Genomic DNA, 18077 nt, shown 5'->3' with positions numbered 1-18077 from the left:
CCGCCCCGCCATTTCGCTGGCTAGCCACCGAGCTCGGGGGTTCTACACCCTGGTTACGAGTGCAGAACCCCCGATTTGACTGCCTAGCCACTCAAATCGGCTGGGGCGGGGCCGGCCGTCATCGCGCCCTACCCCGACCGCCGCCTCCCGCACCGCCTCGCCTCCCGCGCCGCCACGCCTCCGCACCGCACCGCCTCCGCACCGCACCGCCTCGCGCGCGCCGCCCACATCCCGCCCCGCCATTTCGCTGGCTAGCCACCGAGCTCGGGGGTTCTACACCCTGGTTACGAGTGCAGAACCCCCGATTTGACTGCCTAGCCACTCAAAATCGGCTGGGGCGGGGCCGGCCGTGATGGCGCCCTACACCGACCGCCGCCTCCCGCGCCGCCACGCCTCCGCACCCCACCGCCTCCCGTCGCGCCGCGCCGCCTCGCCTCCCAGCCCTTCCTTCCTTCCCGCCCGCCCGCCCCAGGACCACTTGAACGGGTATCCCCTCAAGTTGCCGGTTCTCCCCTCGTTTTTTGACCGGAGAACGGACAACTTCAGGGGAGATCCCTCTGCGCCGAGGTCGACAACGGGGCCGACAACGGGGCCGACGACGGGGCCGACGACGGGGCCGACGGGCGGGGTCGACAACGGGGCCGACGACGGGGCCGACGGGCAAGTGACGGGTGGACGGCGGGCGGGTAACGGGTGGGCGCGGGGCTGGTGGGGTGGGGCTGCGATGGGCGCGGGGGTGGTGGAGTGGTGGGGTGGGTCAGCGGCGGGCGATGAGGAGTTGGTGGGTGTCGGGCCAGTCGACGGGGTCGCCGGTGGGGGTCGTGATGGAGGCGACGGGGGCGATGCGGTTGTCGATCACCCAGTCGTTGCGCCATGCCTTCGAGGACGGGTCGATGCGGAAACCGGCTCGCTCGGCCACGGCTGACCAGCCGGCGAAGTTCAGCCCGCAGAACTGTTCGTGGGTTTCGCTCAACCAGTTGTCCACATAGTCCTTGCGGGTCAGGAAATCCATCGCATCCGCCAACCGCAGGACCAGCCGATCACCCTGTACGACGTACTCGAACGGCACTCGCGCGTTCCGCCGGAAGTCCTGCGCGAACTGGAAGAACCGCGCCCGCGTCGACAACTGCCGAACGTACGCCGCCGGGTCACCCAACGCCTCAAGCTCGACCGGCGCCGAGGGGTTGGCGCCATCACTGTCGTCCAACTCCAGTACGACGGAACGGTCGGGCTCGGCCGGTCCGCAGACATCGGAGTTGATCCACACCCCGTCCGGTGCGGTGTGCGCGAACAGCGCATCCGCGAACCGCTGCACAGTCGCGGCGCGCGACCCATCGGCGTACGACCAGATCTCGTGCGTCAACGCCAGCGTCAACGTCGTATCGATCGACCGCGCCGGGAACACCGCCGACCCGAGCATGTTCCGCTGATAGAAGTAGACGTTGGGATTCCGGAAGAATCCCTGCTCCTTCTTGTGTTCACACTCGGCATACAAATGCCGCGCGACCTCGACCCCGATCAGATCCGACTCGTGAAACCGCGGGTCCGCATCCACCAACTGCAGTGTCGCCCCGGTCGCACAACCGATATCCAGAATCCGCCCAGGCTGGACGAACTCCTTGATCTGCTGCCATTTCCGGTCCGCCGCCGTCTCGAACGCATCGGCATACGTCTTGTAATCCCGCGTCGTCGTCAACCCGCCGTCATCCCCGACCACCGGATCATTCACGCACCGCCGTACATGCGCATCCAATGCGTACCGCTCGAACACATCCACCGTCGCCGGATGTGCCACCGTCCGCCAGTCATCATTGCCCGCAGCAACCATCAACAGCACGTCCCAAGGCCGCAGAACCCCCTCGGGCTCGACCCCCTGCACCTCGAACCCGAGCTGCTCATATAGCTTGCTCACCTCAGCCGTAGAACAAGCCACCACCGTATTCTCCGGCGTCAACCGCACGAGATCATCGGTCCCAGCTTCAATAGCCTTGACCGTCACCTCGGCGAACTCATCGGTCGGCGGCGTGTCCACCACCCCCACCACGAACGACCGAATCCCCTCCGCCACACTCAACCGCTCGATCGCCGCCTCCCGCCGATCGAACCCGATGGGATTCCGCTTCGTCGTCCGGTGATTGGCCGACGTCACCGCCCACACCACAGTCCGACCCGCCGCGTGCTCCCGCAAGAACTCCCCCTGAAACCGAGTGAGCACATGATGACGCCCCGGAAACAGCAAGTACTCAGTCATCCTTGGTCCTTCTTCGCTAGCAGGCCTCGACACCACATGCTCGCAGCAGGAGAATCCGTACGGCGTAGCGCCTGGTTGGGTAGCCGCTGATGACAGCTACGAGTGCAGACACGGGCGGCAACTGACAGGTCCGACCCTCGCTGTGCGACACCATACGAAAGCGAATCAGGCAGCCGTGAACAGTAACGAGGAGCTACCGGATGTGGCAGACGATCGGTCTTGGGTTTCTTGGCGGTGTGCTTGCCGGTAACGGGGTGCCGCACTTCGTCCGGGGAATCACCAGAAAGCAGTACCCGAGTGTCTTCGGTGCAGGACCGATCCCCAACCTGATCGCCGGCTGGGCGGGGTTGGTCATCGGAACACTGGTGCTGTGGTGGGCACATCCTGCCCGGCACCCTGCACCAGCCTTCGCCGCCATCAGTTGCGGCGTCCTCCTGATCGGTCTGTTCCACGCCGGCCCCGGCGCCTTCGGCCGCGAAGACGCCCCGGACTGACGGCCTTGACCCTGACCCGGAGCGCAGGGCAGGTTCGCGACCTCGTGCAGGCGAACCTGCGGATTGGTTAGAGCAGGTCCCAGGTGAAGGGGGTGCCGGCCTTGACGTCGGTGGGGAAGATGCGGCCCTCGATCTCCAGGAACAGGTGGGGGGCGAGGCCGCCGGCCGGGCGGATGGAGCGGACGTTCTCGCGGGTGATCGGGTCGCCGGCGCGGACGTGCTGGGTGACGTAGAGGGAACGGCGGAAGCGGAGCACGTTCTGCTCGGCTTCCTTCGGGCCGATTGTCGGGCGGCCGAGGGCAAGTTGGGCGATTCGGGTGTTTTCGACGAGGGACTCGAGCTCTTCGGGCTGCAAGGAGAAGGCTGAGTCGACGCCGCCGTCGACGCGTTTGAGGGTGACGTGCTTCTCGATGACGGTGGCGCCGAGGGCGACGGCGGCGATCGCGGCGCCGATGCCCATCGTGTGGTCGGAGAGGCCGACCTGTACGTCGAGGGCGTCGCGGAGGACCGGGATGCCGCGCAGGTTGGACTGCTCCGGGGGCGCCGGATAGCTCGCCGTACAGGAGAGCACGATGATCTGCTCGTTGCCGGTGGCGCGAGCGGTGCGGACGGCGGCGTCGATGTCGGTCAGCGTCGCGGAGCCGGTGGAGATGATGATCGGCTTGCCCGTCTGCGCCATCTCCTGGACGAGTGTCAGGTCGCCGATCTCGTTCGACGCGACCTTGTACGCCGGGACCTCGAGCTTCTCGAGGAAGTCGATCGCCGTCTCGTCGAACGCCGACGAGAACGCGACCAGGCCGAGTGACCTGGCCAGTTCGAAGATGGGTTCGTGCCACGCCCAGGGTGTGTGTGCCTCTTCGTAGAGGTCGTACAGACGCGCGTTGCTCCACAGTTCGTGCTCGGACGGGAGCCGGAAGGCGGGCAGATCGAGGTTGAGCGTCATCGTGTCGGCGGTGTAGGTCTGCAGCTTCAGCGCCTGCGCGCCCGACTCGGCGACCGCTCGGACGATGTCCAGTGCCCGCTCGAGATCGCCGTTGTGGTTGCCCGACATCTCCGCGATGACGAACGGCTGGTGCTCGGCGCCGATCGGTACGCCGCCGATCTCGATGGTGTCCTTCATCCCTGTCCTTTCATCGGCTGGGCCGCCGGTCCTCGCGGCGCAGACTGATCGGGATGACGGTCACGGCGCCGCGCGGCTCGGCCATCCCTTCGACGAACCGGAACCGCCGGTTCATCTGCCGGACCACAGTGTTGTGTTCGAGTACCTCGCCGGTCAGCAGGTCGAGCCCGAGTACGTCGAACGCGTACGCCGTCGCCTCGCGCATCACCTCGATCCAGGCGGGCAGCGTCTCGCCGCGCTCGGCCAGCCCGTCCGCATCGAGGAAGAACCCCCACGATCCGGTCGGCCCGTCGAGGTCGAAGAAGTTGACCACACCGGCGGTGCCCCCGTCCCGGACATAGATCAGCACCCGCCGCGCCGGGTCCACCGACGCCTTCGCCCACCACGCCGCATGCTCGGCCGCACCGATCTCGTGCGACGTGATGCTCACGTCCCGATTCGCCTGCTGGTTCCGCAACCGCCGGATGGTGTCGACATCGTCGTCAGAGGCGGCCCGCAACATGCCCCTAACCTAGCGTCTTCCTCCGAGGGGCTTGATGTGTAAACATCTTTCCACTTCATCTGTAGCGATTGTCGGAGAGTGACATGAGAGTCTGGCGTGCCATGGGCGTTCTCGGTGCCACCGCAGGTCTGTTGCTGGGCGGATTGGCCGGTACGGCGTCCGCCGCGCCGGCGCCGTCCGACGACGCGCGTTGTGCACCCAGCACGACCACACCGCTGCGGCAGTTCCGCGCCCAGTGGATCTCGTCCGTGGTGAACATCGACTGGCCCTCCAAGACCGGTCTGACCGCTGCACAGCAGCAGACCGAGCTGATCGGCTGGCTGGATGATGCGGTCCGTCAGAACCACAATGCCGTCGTACTGCAGGTTCGGCCGACCGCTGACGCGTTCTGGCCGTCCAAGGTGGAGCCCTGGTCGCAGTACCTGACTGGGGCCCAGGGCGGTGACCCCGGCTACGACCCGCTGAAGTTCGCCGTCGCGGAGGCGCACAAGCGCAACCTCGAGCTGCATGCGTGGTTCAACCCGTACCGGCTCTCCATGGGCACCAACATCAACGCCTTGATCCCGACGCACCCGGCACGGGTACACCCGGACTGGGTCGTCACGTACGGCGGCAAGCTCTACTACAACCCGGGCATCCCCGCAGCGCGCAAGCTGGTCGAGGACGCGATCATGGACGCGGTGTCGAACTACGACATCGACGGCGTGCACTTCGACGACTACTTCTACCCGTACCCGGTGGCCGGTCAGGTCTTCGACGACGCCGCGACCTACGCGCAGTACGGCGGCGGTTTCCCTGACCTGAAGTCCTGGAGACGCAACAACATCGACCTGCTGATCCAGGAGCTGCAGGGGCGCATCAAGGCGGTCAAGCCGTGGGTGAAGTTCGGCATCTCGCCCTTCGCCGTCTGGCGCAACAAGGCGACCGACCCGGAAGGCACGGACACCACTGCGGGCGTCCAGACGTACGACGACCTGGCCGCCGACACCCGTCGCTGGGTTCGTGAGGAGTGGATCGACTACATCGTTCCGCAGGTCTACTGGGCAGGCGGCTTCGCACCGGCGGACTACAACAAGATCGTCCCCTGGTGGGCCGAGCAGGTGCGCGGTACGCACGTCCACCTCTACATCGGCGAAGCGACGTACAAGGTCGGTACGTCGACGCAGTCGCCGGACTGGGCTGACCCGCTGGAGCTCAGTGACCACATGGCCTTCGACAGCGCGATCCCTGAGGTGAAGGGCAACATCTTCTTCTCCGCCAAGGACGTCCGCGCCAACCGCCTCGGTGCGACCACTCTGCTCAACAGCACCTGGTACACCCGACCGGCACTCATCCCAGCCATGCCGGCTCTGGACTCCCGCCCGCCGCTGCCGCCCCTCGGCGTCCAGGCGACCCGCACCACTGCGGGCGTCGAGCTCAAGTGGCGCCGCACCTCAGCCGACGCCACGTCGTACGCCGTCTATCGTCGCGAGCTCCTGGGCGGCGACCACTGCCCCGACAACGATGCCCGCAACCTGGTCGCCACCACCCGCAAGCAGTCCTACGTAGACACCACAGCGACCCCAGGGAAGCTCTACCTCTACTCAGTAACCGCCCTCGACCGCCTGTCCAACCAAAGCATCCCCATCCCCACCATCACCGTGCGCTAACTGCTAACGGGAGCGTAGAAAGCCCGCTAACGATAGCGCTCAAGGCGCGAACGGTTCTGATCTGAGACTTGCTCCGGCCACCAGTTGTGGCCGGAGACAGGTAACAAGGCCCGGAGACCTGTGGCGAGCGGCCTCGGGCCGCCATTGCCTGTCTCGACCCACCCTCTGGCTGGCCCACCCACCAAACGCGGACAACACCTCCCCCGGATCCGCTCGGTGCGACCGGCGTGTGTGACGACTGGGTCATCGACTGTGCCGACCGTGTCGTTCTCCAACGATTACCCGCGGCAATCTCCGCACAGTCGACCTTGGACTACAGGTGGTGCGCTGTGGCTGAAGCCACCATGCGCCGGGCCGTGATGGGTCGTGCTAGGTGCCGGGGGAGGTGGAACCGGTGCTGGTTGGGGAGGACGGTGTGAAGCTCTGAGTGGGGATGCTCCCGGTTGGGAGCGTCCCCCTCGGGAAGGACTGGCTCGGGTTGAAGGGGCCGCTGGGCTGTTGAGTGGGGAGCGTCCCACTCGGCTGCTGGCTCGGGAACGTGGGGAACGCCGGGGTCGGCGTCGGCGTCGGGAAGCCCGGTGTGCCGGTGGGAGTCCCGGTTGGGAAGCTCGGCGTCGGGGTTGGCGTGGGGAAGGGGGTGTTGGCCGGGGGCGGCGGGTAGAGCTGGTAGACGCGGACGTTACCCAGCTCGAAGCGCAGGTCGGTGAGACGGTCCAGGTTCTTCGGGGGCTGCGTGACGCGGTCGTCCAGGAGCAGCCACTGGACGTCGTACTGGGTGCGGAGCTTCTCCAGTAGTTCGCGAGTGGGGTTGGTGAAGACCTCGTCGTTGAGGCGGAGCTTCTCCTCGTCCCAGTAGGGGCTCTGCGGCTTGCCGGGGTAGGTGTCGTCGACGCGGGTGGTGTAGGCCCAACCTTGAACCAGGACACGGCGTTCGGCGTAGCCGGCGATCCAGTAGGAGCCGGCCAGGCAGCGGGTTGTGCTGGGCTGGTGGCAGTGCACGTTGGTGGCGATGCGGTCGTTGGAACCGGAGTTGCGCCGGATGAAGCGGGCGGCCTCGATTCCGCCCGGTGCGATCGACTCGTAGTCCGTCAGCGACGGAGTGGCGAACTTCCGCACTGACGCGACCGTCGGCGACACGGTCGTGCCCAGGAGGACGGCCACTGCGATGACGGCCCAGGTACGGCGAGAGCCGCGCAGGATCAGTCCGAACAGGCCGATGCCTATCGCGGCGATCACCAGTGCGACTGCAAGTCCCTGGCCGAAGCAGTTCGTGGTGGTGCACGAGCTGGGCGAACGGTAGCGACCCCAGTAGATCGCAGCGACCCCGATGAGCAGTGCTACCGCGGCAATCCAGTACTGCTTGCGCTCCAGCGAACTCAGGGCCCAGGTGGCGAGCAGTACGCCGTACACGAAGCCGGTGCGGACGAAGAAGAGCTGCGCGCCGCCCTCGTCGTACAGGAGGGAGGCTGCGCCGACAGCGGCGAGTAGGCCGACCAGCAGGAAGACAGGTAGCGGGTCACGGCGGACACGGCTCCTGATCAGCAGAGCGCCGACGGCTGGCATCAGCCAGCCGATCACGACCACTGCGGCAACAACAGGGAGCGTTCCGCCGAGCAGCTTGAAGGTGCGGCCCGGGTCGACGACGACGCTGGACGGCGTGCCCCGCAGTACGAGGAAGTAGGTCAGCAGGAAGGCGGCTGCGACACCAAGGCCGAGCACCAGCCCACGCAGGTTGAGCCGACCCCGTCGGACGGTCAGATAGACCCAGGCAGCAGCCAGACCGGCGCCGTACACGGGCAGTGTGGTCGCTTTGGTCAGTGCAAGAGCAGTGATCAGTACGGCGGCCACCACGAGCAACCGGAAGACGTGGGAACGGGAGCCACGACCGGGCTGGCGACGCAGCAGCAGCGCGGTAATCGCGATAAGCGGCAGCAACAGCACTGTGGAGAACGCCTGGGGCGGATTGGTCAGCTGGCCGAGTGAGAACGGCCCGTCCGCGAAGACCCGGTCCGAAACGGCCCACGGCCAGGCGGTGAGGTCCCCAGCGGCCACTGTCAGTCCGGCGGCGATCGGTGCGGCCACTGCGCGACCTGTCAGCAGTACGCCGACCGCGGCCGCGCCCAGGACTGTCATCAGGATCCACGCGAACGGGACCATCCGATGCGTCAGTACGTCGAGCGGGATGGTCGTGATCCAGTGCGACGACGCGATGTGGTCGTACGCCGCCCAGTGGCCGGTCAGCCACCGACCATCGGCGTACGGGAGCTTCGGGGGGAAGTGGTGCGTCAGCTCGCCGGCGATGGCGAGGTTGTGAGGCGCGTCCGAGTTCGGCCGGAGGGCAGCTGGTCCGTTGAGTGGGATGAGCTGCGAGCCGGTGCGGACGAACCACGCGGCTGCTGCGCCGACTGCGACCATCACTCCGGCCGTTGCCCACCAGGGGGTGGGGCGCGTGGCGCGTGGGGCGCGGGGGAGGCCGCGGACCATGCCGAGAGCCAGAGCGGGCATCAGCAGGGCCGCGAACGGCATGCTGAAGAACATGCCGACCGGGTAGATCAGGGCCTCGATCGCGAGTCCGAAGGCAGTGCCGAGTACGGCGTCCACCGTGAACCAGCCAGTGCCGCCGGTCAGCCGTCGCCAGAACATCGTCCCGGGTACGGCGATCACCACGAGGAAATAGGCCAGGTACACGATCGGCATCCACACCGGGTGCTCCTGCAGCCCCAGGAACCAGGCCAACGGCAGCACCGGCAGACTCACCAGCCCGGCCGCACGCGCCCCACGTCCGCCCCGACGCCGCTCGCCTCGCGGCCGCGCTTTCCGCTCCTTACGCCGCCGCCAGAACCGCTTCTTCGGCGGCGCCGCCTCAGCCGGCTTCTCAGCTGCAGGCTTGTCCTCGGCGGTGGGCTTCTTCGCCTCATCGCCCTCGGCAGGTTTGCCCTTCGGGGCAGCGGCCTTGGCCTCGGAACCGGCCGGGACGGCCGCCAGCTCCTGTGTGACCGCCTCGGATGCGGTCTTCGGGTCCCCCTCGCCAGCTGCGGTCACCCGGAGAGTCTAGGCATGTGACCGGACCGCTGAGCCGTTTACCACCAGCAGGATCGCCTTTACACTCAGTAACCTCCCAGCTCTCGCAGCATCCGGGAGGCTCCCATGGTCGTCCTCCACATCGCCGGACTGCCGGTCGAGGAGGTTCTGCTGGCCGCGATCGCGGCAGCCAGCCCGCTGATCGCCCTGATCGGCTGGGAGATCTCCAGCCGGATGAAGCGGCTCCGCGCGGCCCTCCGCCGCGACCCGACGGATCAGGCATGACGGCACTAAGCTCTGTGCTCATGAGTTCGGTGGCGCGGGACAGGGTCCGGGAGTTGATGGGTGAGGTGATGACCGCCCAGGGCCGGTCGTTACCGGCCGACGACAGTGCCGAGCTGCGTGAGATCGGATTCCGGTCGCTGGACTTCTCGGAGCTCGCACTGCGGGTTGAGGACGAGCTGGACGACGAGCTGAACTTCGATGCCCCTGGGCTGCGCCGGATCGCCACCGTCGGCGACGTACTGGACTTCATCGAGCAACTCCAGTCGGCGTGACTACGCGGCGCCGGACCACCGCACTGATCGGTGACGACAACACCGTCGTCGTCGCCGGCAAGAGCCTGACCTGGCGGACGCTGCACAAGCTGCCCCAGCTGCCGTCACCTGCGGCAGTCCTGGTCGACAGCGGCGCCGACGCGTTAGCAGCCCTCAGACACCACGCAGTGCATGGCACAGAGCTGCTGGTCGCCACCAGCTCGCGAGTGGACGAGTACATGCGCGAGGAGCTCGGTGAGTCCGGCTTCTCGATCGTCCTGCCCGATGGCGAGGTCACACCGGCGCGGCTGAAGCGAGTGGAGGAGTCGGGCCGCGCCTGGCTGCTCACCTCTGGTTCGACCGGCCGCCCGAAGCGAATCGGCCACACCCTCGAATCACTCACCACAGTGACCGCGGACCAGCCCCCACGCACCTGGCTGCTGCCCTACTCGCCCGGCACGTACGCGTGGTGGCAGGTCGTCACGATCTCCCTCACCCAGCGGGACCAGGGTCTGGTCGTGATTGAGCCACACGAGCTGGAGGACTGGCCACAGATCGCCGCTCAGCACGGCGTCACAGCAGCCTCCGGTACGCCGACCTTCTGGCGGCAGGCCATTTACCGCGACTCTGAGGCGCTGGCCGCCATACCGCTGGAGCAGATCACCCTCGGCGGTGAGCCGGTCGACCAGGCGATCCTTGACCAGCTGCGCGACCTCTTCCCAAAGACACGCATCTCTTGGATCTACGCGTCCTCAGAGGTCGGTGCGTCGATCGTGGTGCACGACGGCAAGGCAGGCTTCCCGCGCGCGTGGCTGCAACGCGAGCCCGACCCGGACCGCCCGATGCTGTCGGTGCAGGGTGACGAGCTGGTGATCCGCTCACCGCATCACGGCGCCGGACTGGTCGGCGCGGTGCACACCGGCGACCGCGTCGAGTACGACGGCGACCGCGTGCTCATCACCGGTCGTCTCGACACCGACGAGATCAACGTCGGTGGTTCAAAGGTGTCGGCCAGCGTGGTCCGCGGCGTACTGCTGGCGCACCCGAGTGTGGCGTGGGCCCGAGTGTTCGCTCGCAAGGCCCCACTGGTCGGCCGGATGGTCGCTGCCGAGGTCGTGGTGAACGAGTCGCTCGGTCCGATCACCGACGCCGACCTGGTGCAGTGGTCCTCGAGCCGGCTGCCGGACTACGGCGTACCGCGGCGGATCAAGTTCCTGGACGCGATTCCGCAGAAGGAGACGCTGAAGAGCGATGTCTGAGTCCGTACCGCCCGCATCGGTCGTGCTGGTCTCGGGTGGTTCCCGCGGCCTCGGTCTGGCGATCGTCACCGACCTGCTCACCTCAGGGATCAAGGTGGCCGCCTTCGCCCGCACAGTGACCCCAGAGCTCACCGAACTCGCGTCGAAGTACCCAGACAACCTGTACGCCGGTTCTGTCGACATCAACGACACCCCAGCCGTACAAGCGTTTGTGAAGACCGTGGAGTCGACACTCGGCCCGGTCGACGGGCTGGTGAACAACGCTGCGATCGGTCAGGACTCACTGCACGTTCACACCAGTCCAGAGCGGCTCGAGGACATCATCCAGACCAATCTGACCGCACCACTACTGCTCACGCGGTTCGTGCTGCGCCGCATGCTGGCCAAGGGTCTGAAGGGCCGGATCGTCAACGTCACCTCGATCTGCGCCCAGCGTGGGTACCCAGGCCTGGTGGCCTACTCAGCGACCAAGGGCGGCATGGATGCGGCCACCCGCTCACTCGCACGTGAGCTGGGTGGCCGTGTCCTCGCCAACGCCGTAGCGCCGGGCTTCTTCGCGTCCGAGATGTCAGCAGTGCTCGGACAGACTCAGCTGGACCAGATCGTCCGCCGTACGCCGACCGGTCACCTGACCGAACCAGACGACGTCGTCCCCGTGGTCCGGATGCTGTTGCTGGACAACACCAACATCAACGGCCAGGTGCTGGTCATCGACGGAGCAGCGTCTATTTAGGCCGGCTTGATGTTCTGGTTCCGGTGGAACACGTTGTCCGGGTCGTACTTCGCCTTGATCTGCTGCAGCCGCTCGTACTTGGGCCCGTACGACGCCTTGATCCGGTCGTCGTCCGACTCGGTCATGCCGTTGACGTAGCTGCCGATGCCGACGGTGTGCGGCTGCAGCGCCTCCCAGAAGCCCCGGACCCACTGCTGCTCTGCAGCGAGCAGTTCCGGCACCGCAGTGTGGCCGACGATGAACAGGGCGAACCTGTCACTCCGCTCACCCCCGAACGCGGTGGCGTCGTCATCAACCCCGGAGTAGGCCTTGTCGAGCCGGTAGATCAGCGTCGCCGACATCGGCGACACCTTCTGCGCGACCTGCTGCGTGATGACCTCGATAGCGCCGTCGGTGAGCTCTTCGAGGTAGGAGCCCTTCTCGTACGAGTAGTGGCCCCAGGCGTTCGGCTCGTCGAGCGACTGCTGCAGTGCGACGTACGGCATCGGTGTGGCGAACTCGAAGATCGGCGGTAGCGCAGTGCGGATCTGCTCCAGCACTCCGGCGTGCTCCTCGGGTGACCCGAAGCCGACAATCACCAGTCCGTAGCCGGGGGCGAAGTGCATCTCCTCCGGGACGAACGGCGCCGGGGGAGCGTTCAGCGCGGTGATCACGACGTTCACGTCGGTCGGCAGCGTCGCGAACAGGTCGCGGGCGAGCCGCAGTACCTCGGCACCCTGGTCGACGGTCCAGAACTGCAGGCCGTAGTGGACCATCGGTCCGGCCTCGTGGAGCCGGAACTCGAACTCGGTGACCACTCCGAAGTTTCCGCCGCCACCACGGACGCCCCAGAACAGGTCCGGGTTCTCGTCCTCCGCAGCGCGCAGAATGCTGCCGTCCGCGCTGACGAGCTGAACCGACTCCAGATTGTCGATGCTGAGCCCGTACTTGCGCGTGAGCCAGCCCATGCCGCCGCCGAGTGTCAGACCGCCCACTCCGGTGTGGCTGATCACTCCGGCCGGTACTGCGAGGCCGTGCTCCTGTGTCGCGCCGTCCAGGTCGCGCAGCAGCGCACCGCCACCGACACGAGCCAGCCGCGCCTCGGCATCGACGGACACGCCGTTCAGACTCGTCAGGTCGATCATCAGGCCGTCGTCGACCGACGAAGCTCCGGAGATGCTGTGCGAACCCCCACGGACCGCGATCTCCAGGCCGTTCTCCACCCCGTAGCGAACCGCGATCGCGACGTCCGCGGCGCTGCGCACCTGCGCGATCACCGCAGGTCGCCGGTCGTGCTGCGCGTTCCACAGTCGCCGCGCATCGTCGTACCCGTCCTGTCCTGGCGTCAGCACCGTCCCGCTGAAGCCTGCAAGCTCAGTCATCACATTCCTCCCCGATGGTGGTGTCGCCAGGCTAGGTTCCGGATCGCCGACGCGAACGGTCCTTTCGGGCAGCCCTTCGCGCGAAAACCCTTGGCGTCCGAAGGTTCGCGGTGCGTGGTCGGCGTGTTTTCGGACGTTGCGAGGGGTTATCCACAGGCGGCGGTCGCCGGTTTGGGTGCGGGTGCGGACGGTGTCAGACTCGACCGCGTGAGTGACGAGGAAATCCTGCACCTGTTGCCGATGGCGGCGGCGATCGTTGCCCTGCACGACGATCGCGCCGATGGTGAGCTGGCTCGTCTCGGTGGGTACGACGAACGCGACCAAGGGCAGGTGGATCGTGTTCTGCACGGCTTCCTGACCGGCCTGCTGCGGACGTCGTGGGAGCGCGGCTGGACGCCGGCCGATCTCGTCCAGCACGGTCGTCGCGAGTTCGACCAAGGGGCCGAACCACTGCTGCTGGCCGCGATCGCTGCCGAACACCGCAGTTACCGCGAGGACATGATCGATCCGCGCTGGCTCGATCAGCTCCTCGACCTCGGCATCGAACCGCCGTTCGTCGAGCTCGACCTGACCGCCTGGGCGACCCGCGCGCGCGTCAGCCGCTACCTCACCTTGCGGCACACGCTCGCGCTGGCCGGCTTCCTGCAATCCCTGCCGCCGTTGGCCCACCTGTTCCCACCGCCAGGCACGTCGGTACGACGGAGTGCCGGCGACCGACCCGCCGTTCCGGCGAACGCGAAGATGCTCTCGCGGATCCGCAGTCTGCTCGCGAAGGCGGAGGCGACCGAGTTCCCGGACGAGGCAGAAGCGTTGTCCGGCAAGGCGCAGGAGCTGATGGCCAAGTTCGCGCTCGACCGCGCACTGGTCGAGGCGGATCCGGCGGTCGAGATCCCTGACGATTCTGCCGCCCGGCGGATCTGGCTGGACACGCCGTACGTGTCGGCCAAGGCACAACTCGTCGGCTCCGTCGCCACCGCGAACCGTTGCCGCACGGTCATGATCGAGCAGCTCGCCGTCGTCACCGTCATCGGCGCCGACCTCGATCTGCAGCTCACCGAGATCCTCGCCACCTCCCTGCTGGTGCAGGCGAACCGCGCGATGATTGCCTCCGGCAAGCACATCGGCCGGTACGGCGAATCCCGGACCAGGTCGTTCCGGCAATCGTTCCTGATGGCCTACGCGCAGCGGATCGGTGAGCGGCTCCAAGCGGCCACGGAGGCCACACAGGCCGCCGTACCGGCTGTGGACGCGGACCGGCTGCTGCCGGTGCTGACGCGGCGCGAGGAGCAGGTGGAGGCGTTGTTCACCAAGCTTTTCCCGAACACGACCACGCGGCGGACCCGGATCACCAACGGAGCCGGCTGGGAGGCCGGGTTGAGCGCGGCCGACAAGGCACAGCTCGAGGCGCGGCGGCAGGTCCGTCGATGAAGGTGCACGAGACGTCGATCGCGGGCCTGCTGCGGATCGAGCTCGACCTGCAGCCGAACGCCGACGGCTGGTTCGAGGAGAGCTTCCACCGGGACAAACTCGCGGCCGCCGGAGTCCCGCCGTACGAGGTCGTCCAGCACAACGTCACGTACTTCGAGAGCGCCGGGATTCTGCGCGGGATCCATGCCGAGCCGTGGGACAAGTACCTGTCGCCGTCGGCCGGGCGGGTGTTCGTGGCGATCGTCGAGCTGCAGGCCGGGCAGGTGGAGACGTTCGAACTCGGCCCGGGGGATGCGCTCTACGTCCCACGTGGGCTGGGCAATTCGTTCTGCACCATGGCCCCGCACACCGTCTACAACTTCCTGGTGAACGAGCCCTGGTCACCGGAGCGGATCGCGGTGAACCCGTTCGATCCGGAGCTGGACATCGACTGGCCGGGTGCCGAGCTCAGCTTCACCGAGCGCGACGCTACGAGTCCGTCGCTGGCCGAGGTCCGGAGCCGACCGGCCTGAGGCCGCACAACACGATGTCGAGCATCCGCATCGCCTGGTCCGGCGGGATGTCGGGGCTCACGTGGGTGATGCCGCCGACCAGCCGCATGACGTCGGGCAGGTCGAGCTCGGGCCGGACGTCACCGCTTGCCTTCGCCTTGGCGAGCAGTAGCTCGCCGGCCTCCTGCACGTTCGTCTTGCAGGCCTTGAAGAACTCCGAGTCCCGGCCGAGGGCGTTCATCAGCTCGACCGCCAGGGTTTTCTTGGACAGGCCGTAGCCGACGAAGCTGCGCAACCAGGCCGTCAGCGCCTCGAACGGCGGCAGTTCCCGGTCGAAGTCGTAGGCGCGATCGATCACCGACTGGATCTCGTCGACGTACACGGCCTCGAGCAGCGCCGTCCGGTTCGGGAAGCGCCGGTAGAGGGTGCCGATGCCGACCCCTGCGCGCCGGGCGATCTCCTCCAGCGAGGTGTCGGTGCCGTGCTCGGCGAAGGTCTCCCGGGCAGCCGTCACCAGGAGGTCGTAGTTCCGGGCCGCATCCGCGCGGGTCGGCCGCGTGGTGGGCAACGGTGTCGACGCCATACAGACCTCCCTGGAATAAGACGGCCGACAATATCGCTTGCAAAGCGGAGGATGCCTCCGTATCGTAAACCGGAGGAACTCTCCACTTCCTTCCTCAACTGTAGCCCCTCCGGGGTAAGGAGCACTATGTCAGGCACGACCACCCGGCGACCCGGGCTCGTTCTCGCGGTCATCCTGGTCACCCAGCTGATGGTGATCCTGGATGCGACCGTGGTGAACATCGCCATGCCCAAGATCCAGCATGCCCTCGACTTCAGTCCGTCCAGCCTCTCCTGGGTGCAGAACGCCTACGCCCTGGCCTTCGGCGGTCTGCTGCTGCTCGGCGCCCGCGCCGGCGACCTGCTCGGCCGCCGCCGCGTCTTCATCACCGGCGTCGGCATCTTCACCCTCGCCTCCCTGCTCGGCGGCCTCGCGCCGAACGCCGAGCTCCTGCTCACCGCCCGCGTCCTGCAGGGCGTCGGTGGCGCCATCGCGGCGCCCGCGGCCCTGACCCTGATGATGCTCACCTACCGCGAAGGTCCCGAGCGGATGAAGGCACTGGGCTACTACAGCCTGGTCTCGTCCGGCGGCGGCAGTGTCGGCCTGGTCCTCGGCGGCATGCTGACCGACTGGGCGTCCTGGCGCTGGGGCCTGTTCATCAACGTCCCGATCGGTATCGGGCTGATCATCGCGGCGAGTCGGGTCCTGACCGAGACCGAACGGGAGACCGGCCGGTTCGACATCGCCGGTGCGCTCACGTCGACGCTCGGGATCAGCTCCCTCGTCTACGGCTTCATCCGCGTTGGGGACATCGGCTGGACCGCCGCCGAGGTGCTGGTCGCCTTCGGTGCCGGTGTGGTCCTGCTGGCCGCGTTCGTGCTGATCGAGCGTCGCGTCAGCCACCCGATCGTGCCGCTGCGACTCTTCCGCTCCGCATCCCGCTCGGCGGCGTACGTGACCATGCTGCTGGTGGTCGGGACGATGTTCGGGATGTTCTTCTTCCTCACCCAGTTCCTGCAGGGTGTGCTCGAGCTCAGCCCGCTCGCGGCCGGCCTGGCCTTCCTGCCGATGACCGGTCTGCTCTTCACCGCATCACGCATCGTCCCGAGGCTGCTCAACCGGATCGACGGCTCGCGCCTGATGCTCGCCGGCTCGCTGCTCATCACCACCGGGACCATCTGGCTGACCCAGCTGAACGCCAACAGCACCTACCTCGCCAATGTCGTCGGACCGCTGGTGGTCTTCGGACTCGGCGCCGGCATGCTGTTCATCCCGCTGGTCGGCCGCGCCATCGCCAACGTGGCACCGGAGGACTCCGGTGCCGCATCCGGACTGCTCAACGTCGTCCAGCAGGTCGGCGGTGCACTGGGCCTGGGCATCCTGGTCACCCTCTTCGGCACCGCCAGCCGCAACTCCGCCGGTACGACGCCCCGCGCCGTACTGACTGATGGTGTGCACGCAGCCTTCATCGGCGCCCTCGTGTACGCCGCCCTGAGCCTCACGATGATCGTGATCAGCGTGAAGCCCTGGACGTGGCTGCGTCGTACTGCCGAGCCGATCGAGACTCCGGCCGAGAAGGTCGCGGTCGACTCGCACTTCTGACAGTTGCTGAGCTAGCCGTTCACTGGAACTGTTCGCAGAGCCAGCGGACGGCTAGCGGGTAGCGGTACTCGATACCGCCGTGCTTGCCGTCGAAGAGCTCGAAGTGCACCTTCTCCTCCGGTACGCCGATCGCCTGCAGACCGCGGTGGAACGCAGTGGCCCCGAGATCGAGGTAGTACTCGTCGTTGCGGCCGGCGTCGATCCAGATGGCTCGCATCGAGCGCGCAGCGTCGGCGTACTGGGGTTGCTTCAGCATCTCGACCGGGTCCAGCTTCAGCCAGCGCTCCCAAACCTCTGGGATCACCTCACCGAGGTCGTCGAACGGCAGCAGCACCGTCCCGTCGGGCTCGGCGGAGTATGCCGACGAGTAGCCGTAGATCTCGTAGAGGTGGATGTCCTCGTTCTGCAGCCGGTCGGCGCGTCCTGCGGCGTCCTTGAAGAAGTTCTGGATGTCACCGTCGTACTTGTCCCGCAGTGTGCGGGCATGTGCGGCGAACTCCCCGCGGTAGCAGAGCTCGAAGCTCGCATCACCTGCGTGCGTCGCCAGCGCGCCAAAGACGTCCGGCCGCAGCAGAGGCATCACCATGGCGGTGTAGCCGCCGCTGGACTTGCCTGTCATCGCCCGGTGATCGCGGTCGGCAATAGTCCGGTACGACGCGTCCATCCACGGCACGATCTCGTCGCACACGTACGACAGGTACTGACCGGTGCCAGGGGAGTCGAGGCTCTGCCCACCGCCGTACCGGGTCCAGGTGTCGACGAAGACCACGATCGCGGGCGGTACGTCACCGGTCGCGAACATCGCGTCCAGCAGCTCCGGGTAGGGCTGCCGGAAGGCCACGCGGTTGAAGAACATGCCAATGTGACCGGTGTAGCCCATGGTCACGTAGACAACCGGGTAGCGCTGGTCGGACTCGTCGTACCCGGGTGGCAGGTAGACCAGGACAGGTCGCTCGTGCGGGTCGCCCAGCGGGTTCCCACGCAGCAGCGCACTGTCGTAGGTCTTCTGCTCCAGTCTTCCCGCCCAGTCGATCGACCACGGCAGCATCGACAGCCTCCTTCAGAGAG

16 protein-coding genes are annotated in these 18077 nt (G+C 67.2%); 9 read left to right on the top strand and 7 right to left on the bottom strand.

The genetic code is table 11. The features are described from left to right. Positions 1-757: 757 nt before the first annotated feature. Positions 758-2251 carry a class I SAM-dependent methyltransferase gene (locus ACFVWG_RS09200; RefSeq protein WP_391542659.1) on the bottom strand — a complete coding sequence of 498 codons (1494 nt, stop codon included), beginning with the start codon at positions 2249-2251 and terminating at the stop codon, positions 758-760. A gap of 200 nt (positions 2252-2451) precedes the next feature. On the opposite strand from ACFVWG_RS09200, the gene ACFVWG_RS09195 reads away from it, so the two are divergent. Beyond that, the gene (locus tag ACFVWG_RS09195) at positions 2452-2745 is read left to right on the top strand and encodes a hypothetical protein (RefSeq protein WP_391542658.1); all 294 of its coding nucleotides are present in this window, start codon (positions 2452-2454) and stop codon (positions 2743-2745) included. 67 nt (positions 2746-2812) lie between these two features. On the opposite strand, the gene pseI is transcribed toward ACFVWG_RS09195, so the two are convergent. Both pseI and ACFVWG_RS09185 read right to left on the bottom strand, forming a co-directional pair. Then, on the bottom strand, positions 2813-3865 hold the full coding sequence (pseI, locus tag ACFVWG_RS09190; RefSeq protein WP_391542657.1) for a pseudaminic acid synthase: 1053 nt from the start codon (positions 3863-3865) through the stop codon (positions 2813-2815). Between the two features lie 10 nt (positions 3866-3875). Further along, a complete protein-coding gene (locus tag ACFVWG_RS09185) occupies positions 3876-4367 on the bottom strand; it encodes a GNAT family N-acetyltransferase (protein WP_391542656.1) in 492 nt (163 codons plus the stop codon). Positions 4368-4450: 83 nt separating this feature from the next. Here ACFVWG_RS09185 and ACFVWG_RS09180 point away from each other — a divergent pair, with 83 nt between their 5' ends. Next, entirely contained in the window at positions 4451-6016 is a 1566-nt protein-coding gene (locus ACFVWG_RS09180; protein WP_391542655.1) for a glycoside hydrolase family 10 protein, read from the top strand. 369 nt (positions 6017-6385) lie between these two features. Here the strand turns inward: ACFVWG_RS09180 and ACFVWG_RS09175 are convergent, their stop codons facing one another. Then, positions 6386-9058 carry a hypothetical protein gene (locus tag ACFVWG_RS09175; RefSeq protein WP_391542654.1) on the bottom strand — a complete coding sequence of 891 codons (2673 nt, stop codon included), beginning with the start codon at positions 9056-9058 and terminating at the stop codon, positions 6386-6388. 105 nt (positions 9059-9163) lie between these two features. Between ACFVWG_RS09175 and ACFVWG_RS09170 the strand changes: the two genes are divergently transcribed. Genes ACFVWG_RS09170 through ACFVWG_RS09155 form a run of 4 tightly spaced genes read left to right on the top strand, consistent with a single transcriptional unit; the run spans position 9164 to position 11565 of the window. Next, a complete protein-coding gene (locus ACFVWG_RS09170) occupies positions 9164-9322 on the top strand; it encodes a hypothetical protein (protein ID WP_391542653.1) in 159 nt (52 codons plus the stop codon). Between the two features lie 20 nt (positions 9323-9342). Beyond that, a complete protein-coding gene (locus tag ACFVWG_RS09165; protein ID WP_391542651.1) occupies positions 9343-9594 on the top strand; it encodes an acyl carrier protein in 252 nt (83 codons plus the stop codon). Further along, a complete protein-coding gene (locus tag ACFVWG_RS09160; RefSeq protein WP_391542650.1) occupies positions 9591-10832 on the top strand; it encodes an AMP-binding protein in 1242 nt (413 codons plus the stop codon). Before ACFVWG_RS09165 ends, ACFVWG_RS09160 begins: the two co-directional genes overlap by 4 nt. Then, a complete protein-coding gene (locus tag ACFVWG_RS09155) occupies positions 10825-11565 on the top strand; it encodes an SDR family NAD(P)-dependent oxidoreductase (RefSeq protein WP_391542649.1) in 741 nt (246 codons plus the stop codon). The genes ACFVWG_RS09160 and ACFVWG_RS09155 overlap by 8 nt, the downstream gene beginning before the upstream one ends. Here the strand turns inward: ACFVWG_RS09155 and ACFVWG_RS09150 are convergent. Continuing rightward, positions 11562-12926: an FAD-binding oxidoreductase gene (locus ACFVWG_RS09150; RefSeq protein WP_391542648.1), complete on the bottom strand. Its 1365-nt coding sequence runs from the start codon at positions 12924-12926 to the stop codon at positions 11562-11564. The two genes, ACFVWG_RS09155 and ACFVWG_RS09150, sit on opposite strands and share 4 nt — an antisense overlap. Before the next feature lie 207 nt (positions 12927-13133). On the opposite strand from ACFVWG_RS09150, the gene ACFVWG_RS09145 reads away from it, so the two are divergent. Further along, complete coding sequence (locus ACFVWG_RS09145) at positions 13134-14354, top strand: DUF2786 domain-containing protein (protein WP_391542647.1); 1221 nt, start codon at positions 13134-13136, stop codon at positions 14352-14354. Further along, positions 14351-14866, top strand: coding sequence for a dTDP-4-dehydrorhamnose 3,5-epimerase family protein (locus ACFVWG_RS09140; RefSeq protein WP_391542646.1), 516 nt, complete (start codon positions 14351-14353; stop codon positions 14864-14866). Before ACFVWG_RS09145 ends, ACFVWG_RS09140 begins: the two co-directional genes overlap by 4 nt. Here ACFVWG_RS09140 and ACFVWG_RS09135 read toward each other — a convergent pair. Next, entirely contained in the window at positions 14823-15428 is a 606-nt protein-coding gene (locus ACFVWG_RS09135; protein WP_391542645.1) for a TetR/AcrR family transcriptional regulator, read from the bottom strand. The two genes, ACFVWG_RS09140 and ACFVWG_RS09135, sit on opposite strands and share 44 nt — an antisense overlap. Before the next feature lie 126 nt (positions 15429-15554). On the opposite strand from ACFVWG_RS09135, the gene ACFVWG_RS09130 reads away from it, so the two are divergent. Further along, entirely contained in the window at positions 15555-17009 is a 1455-nt protein-coding gene (locus ACFVWG_RS09130; RefSeq protein ID WP_391542644.1) for an MFS transporter, read from the top strand. Between the two features lie 19 nt (positions 17010-17028). Here ACFVWG_RS09130 and ACFVWG_RS09125 read toward each other — a convergent pair whose 3' ends face one another. Then, positions 17029-18057, bottom strand: coding sequence for an alpha/beta hydrolase-fold protein (locus tag ACFVWG_RS09125; protein ID WP_391542643.1), 1029 nt, complete (start codon positions 18055-18057; stop codon positions 17029-17031). Positions 18058-18077 lie beyond the last annotated feature (20 nt).

This window comes from Kribbella sp. NPDC058245 (genome assembly GCF_042882005.1).
GTDB lineage: Bacteria > Actinomycetota > Actinomycetes > Propionibacteriales > Kribbellaceae > Kribbella.
Note: the sequence above shows the minus strand (reverse complement) of the source record. Positions and strands in the feature narration are given on the sequence as shown.

Coding starts and splice junctions, on each gene's coding strand:
- ACFVWG_RS09165 (WP_391542651.1), top strand. CDS start 9,343: ATGAGTTCGGTGGCGCGGGACAGGGTCCGGGAGTTGATGGGTGAGGTG.
- ACFVWG_RS09180 (WP_391542655.1), top strand. CDS start 4,451: ATGAGAGTCTGGCGTGCCATGGGCGTTCTCGGTGCCACCGCAGGTCTG.
- ACFVWG_RS09195 (WP_391542658.1), top strand. CDS start 2,452: ATGTGGCAGACGATCGGTCTTGGGTTTCTTGGCGGTGTGCTTGCCGGT.
- ACFVWG_RS09185 (WP_391542656.1), bottom strand. CDS start 4,367: ATGTTGCGGGCCGCCTCTGACGACGATGTCGACACCATCCGGCGGTTG.
- ACFVWG_RS09170 (WP_391542653.1), top strand. CDS start 9,164: ATGGTCGTCCTCCACATCGCCGGACTGCCGGTCGAGGAGGTTCTGCTG.
- ACFVWG_RS09150 (WP_391542648.1), bottom strand. CDS start 12,926: ATGACTGAGCTTGCAGGCTTCAGCGGGACGGTGCTGACGCCAGGACAG.
- ACFVWG_RS09140 (WP_391542646.1), top strand. CDS start 14,351: ATGAAGGTGCACGAGACGTCGATCGCGGGCCTGCTGCGGATCGAGCTC.
- ACFVWG_RS09155 (WP_391542649.1), top strand. CDS start 10,825: ATGTCTGAGTCCGTACCGCCCGCATCGGTCGTGCTGGTCTCGGGTGGT.
- ACFVWG_RS09125 (WP_391542643.1), bottom strand. CDS start 18,057: ATGCTGCCGTGGTCGATCGACTGGGCGGGAAGACTGGAGCAGAAGACC.
- ACFVWG_RS09130 (WP_391542644.1), top strand. CDS start 15,555: ATGTCAGGCACGACCACCCGGCGACCCGGGCTCGTTCTCGCGGTCATC.
- ACFVWG_RS09200 (WP_391542659.1), bottom strand. CDS start 2,251: ATGACTGAGTACTTGCTGTTTCCGGGGCGTCATCATGTGCTCACTCGG.
- pseI (WP_391542657.1), bottom strand. CDS start 3,865: ATGAAGGACACCATCGAGATCGGCGGCGTACCGATCGGCGCCGAGCAC.
- ACFVWG_RS09135 (WP_391542645.1), bottom strand. CDS start 15,428: ATGGCGTCGACACCGTTGCCCACCACGCGGCCGACCCGCGCGGATGCG.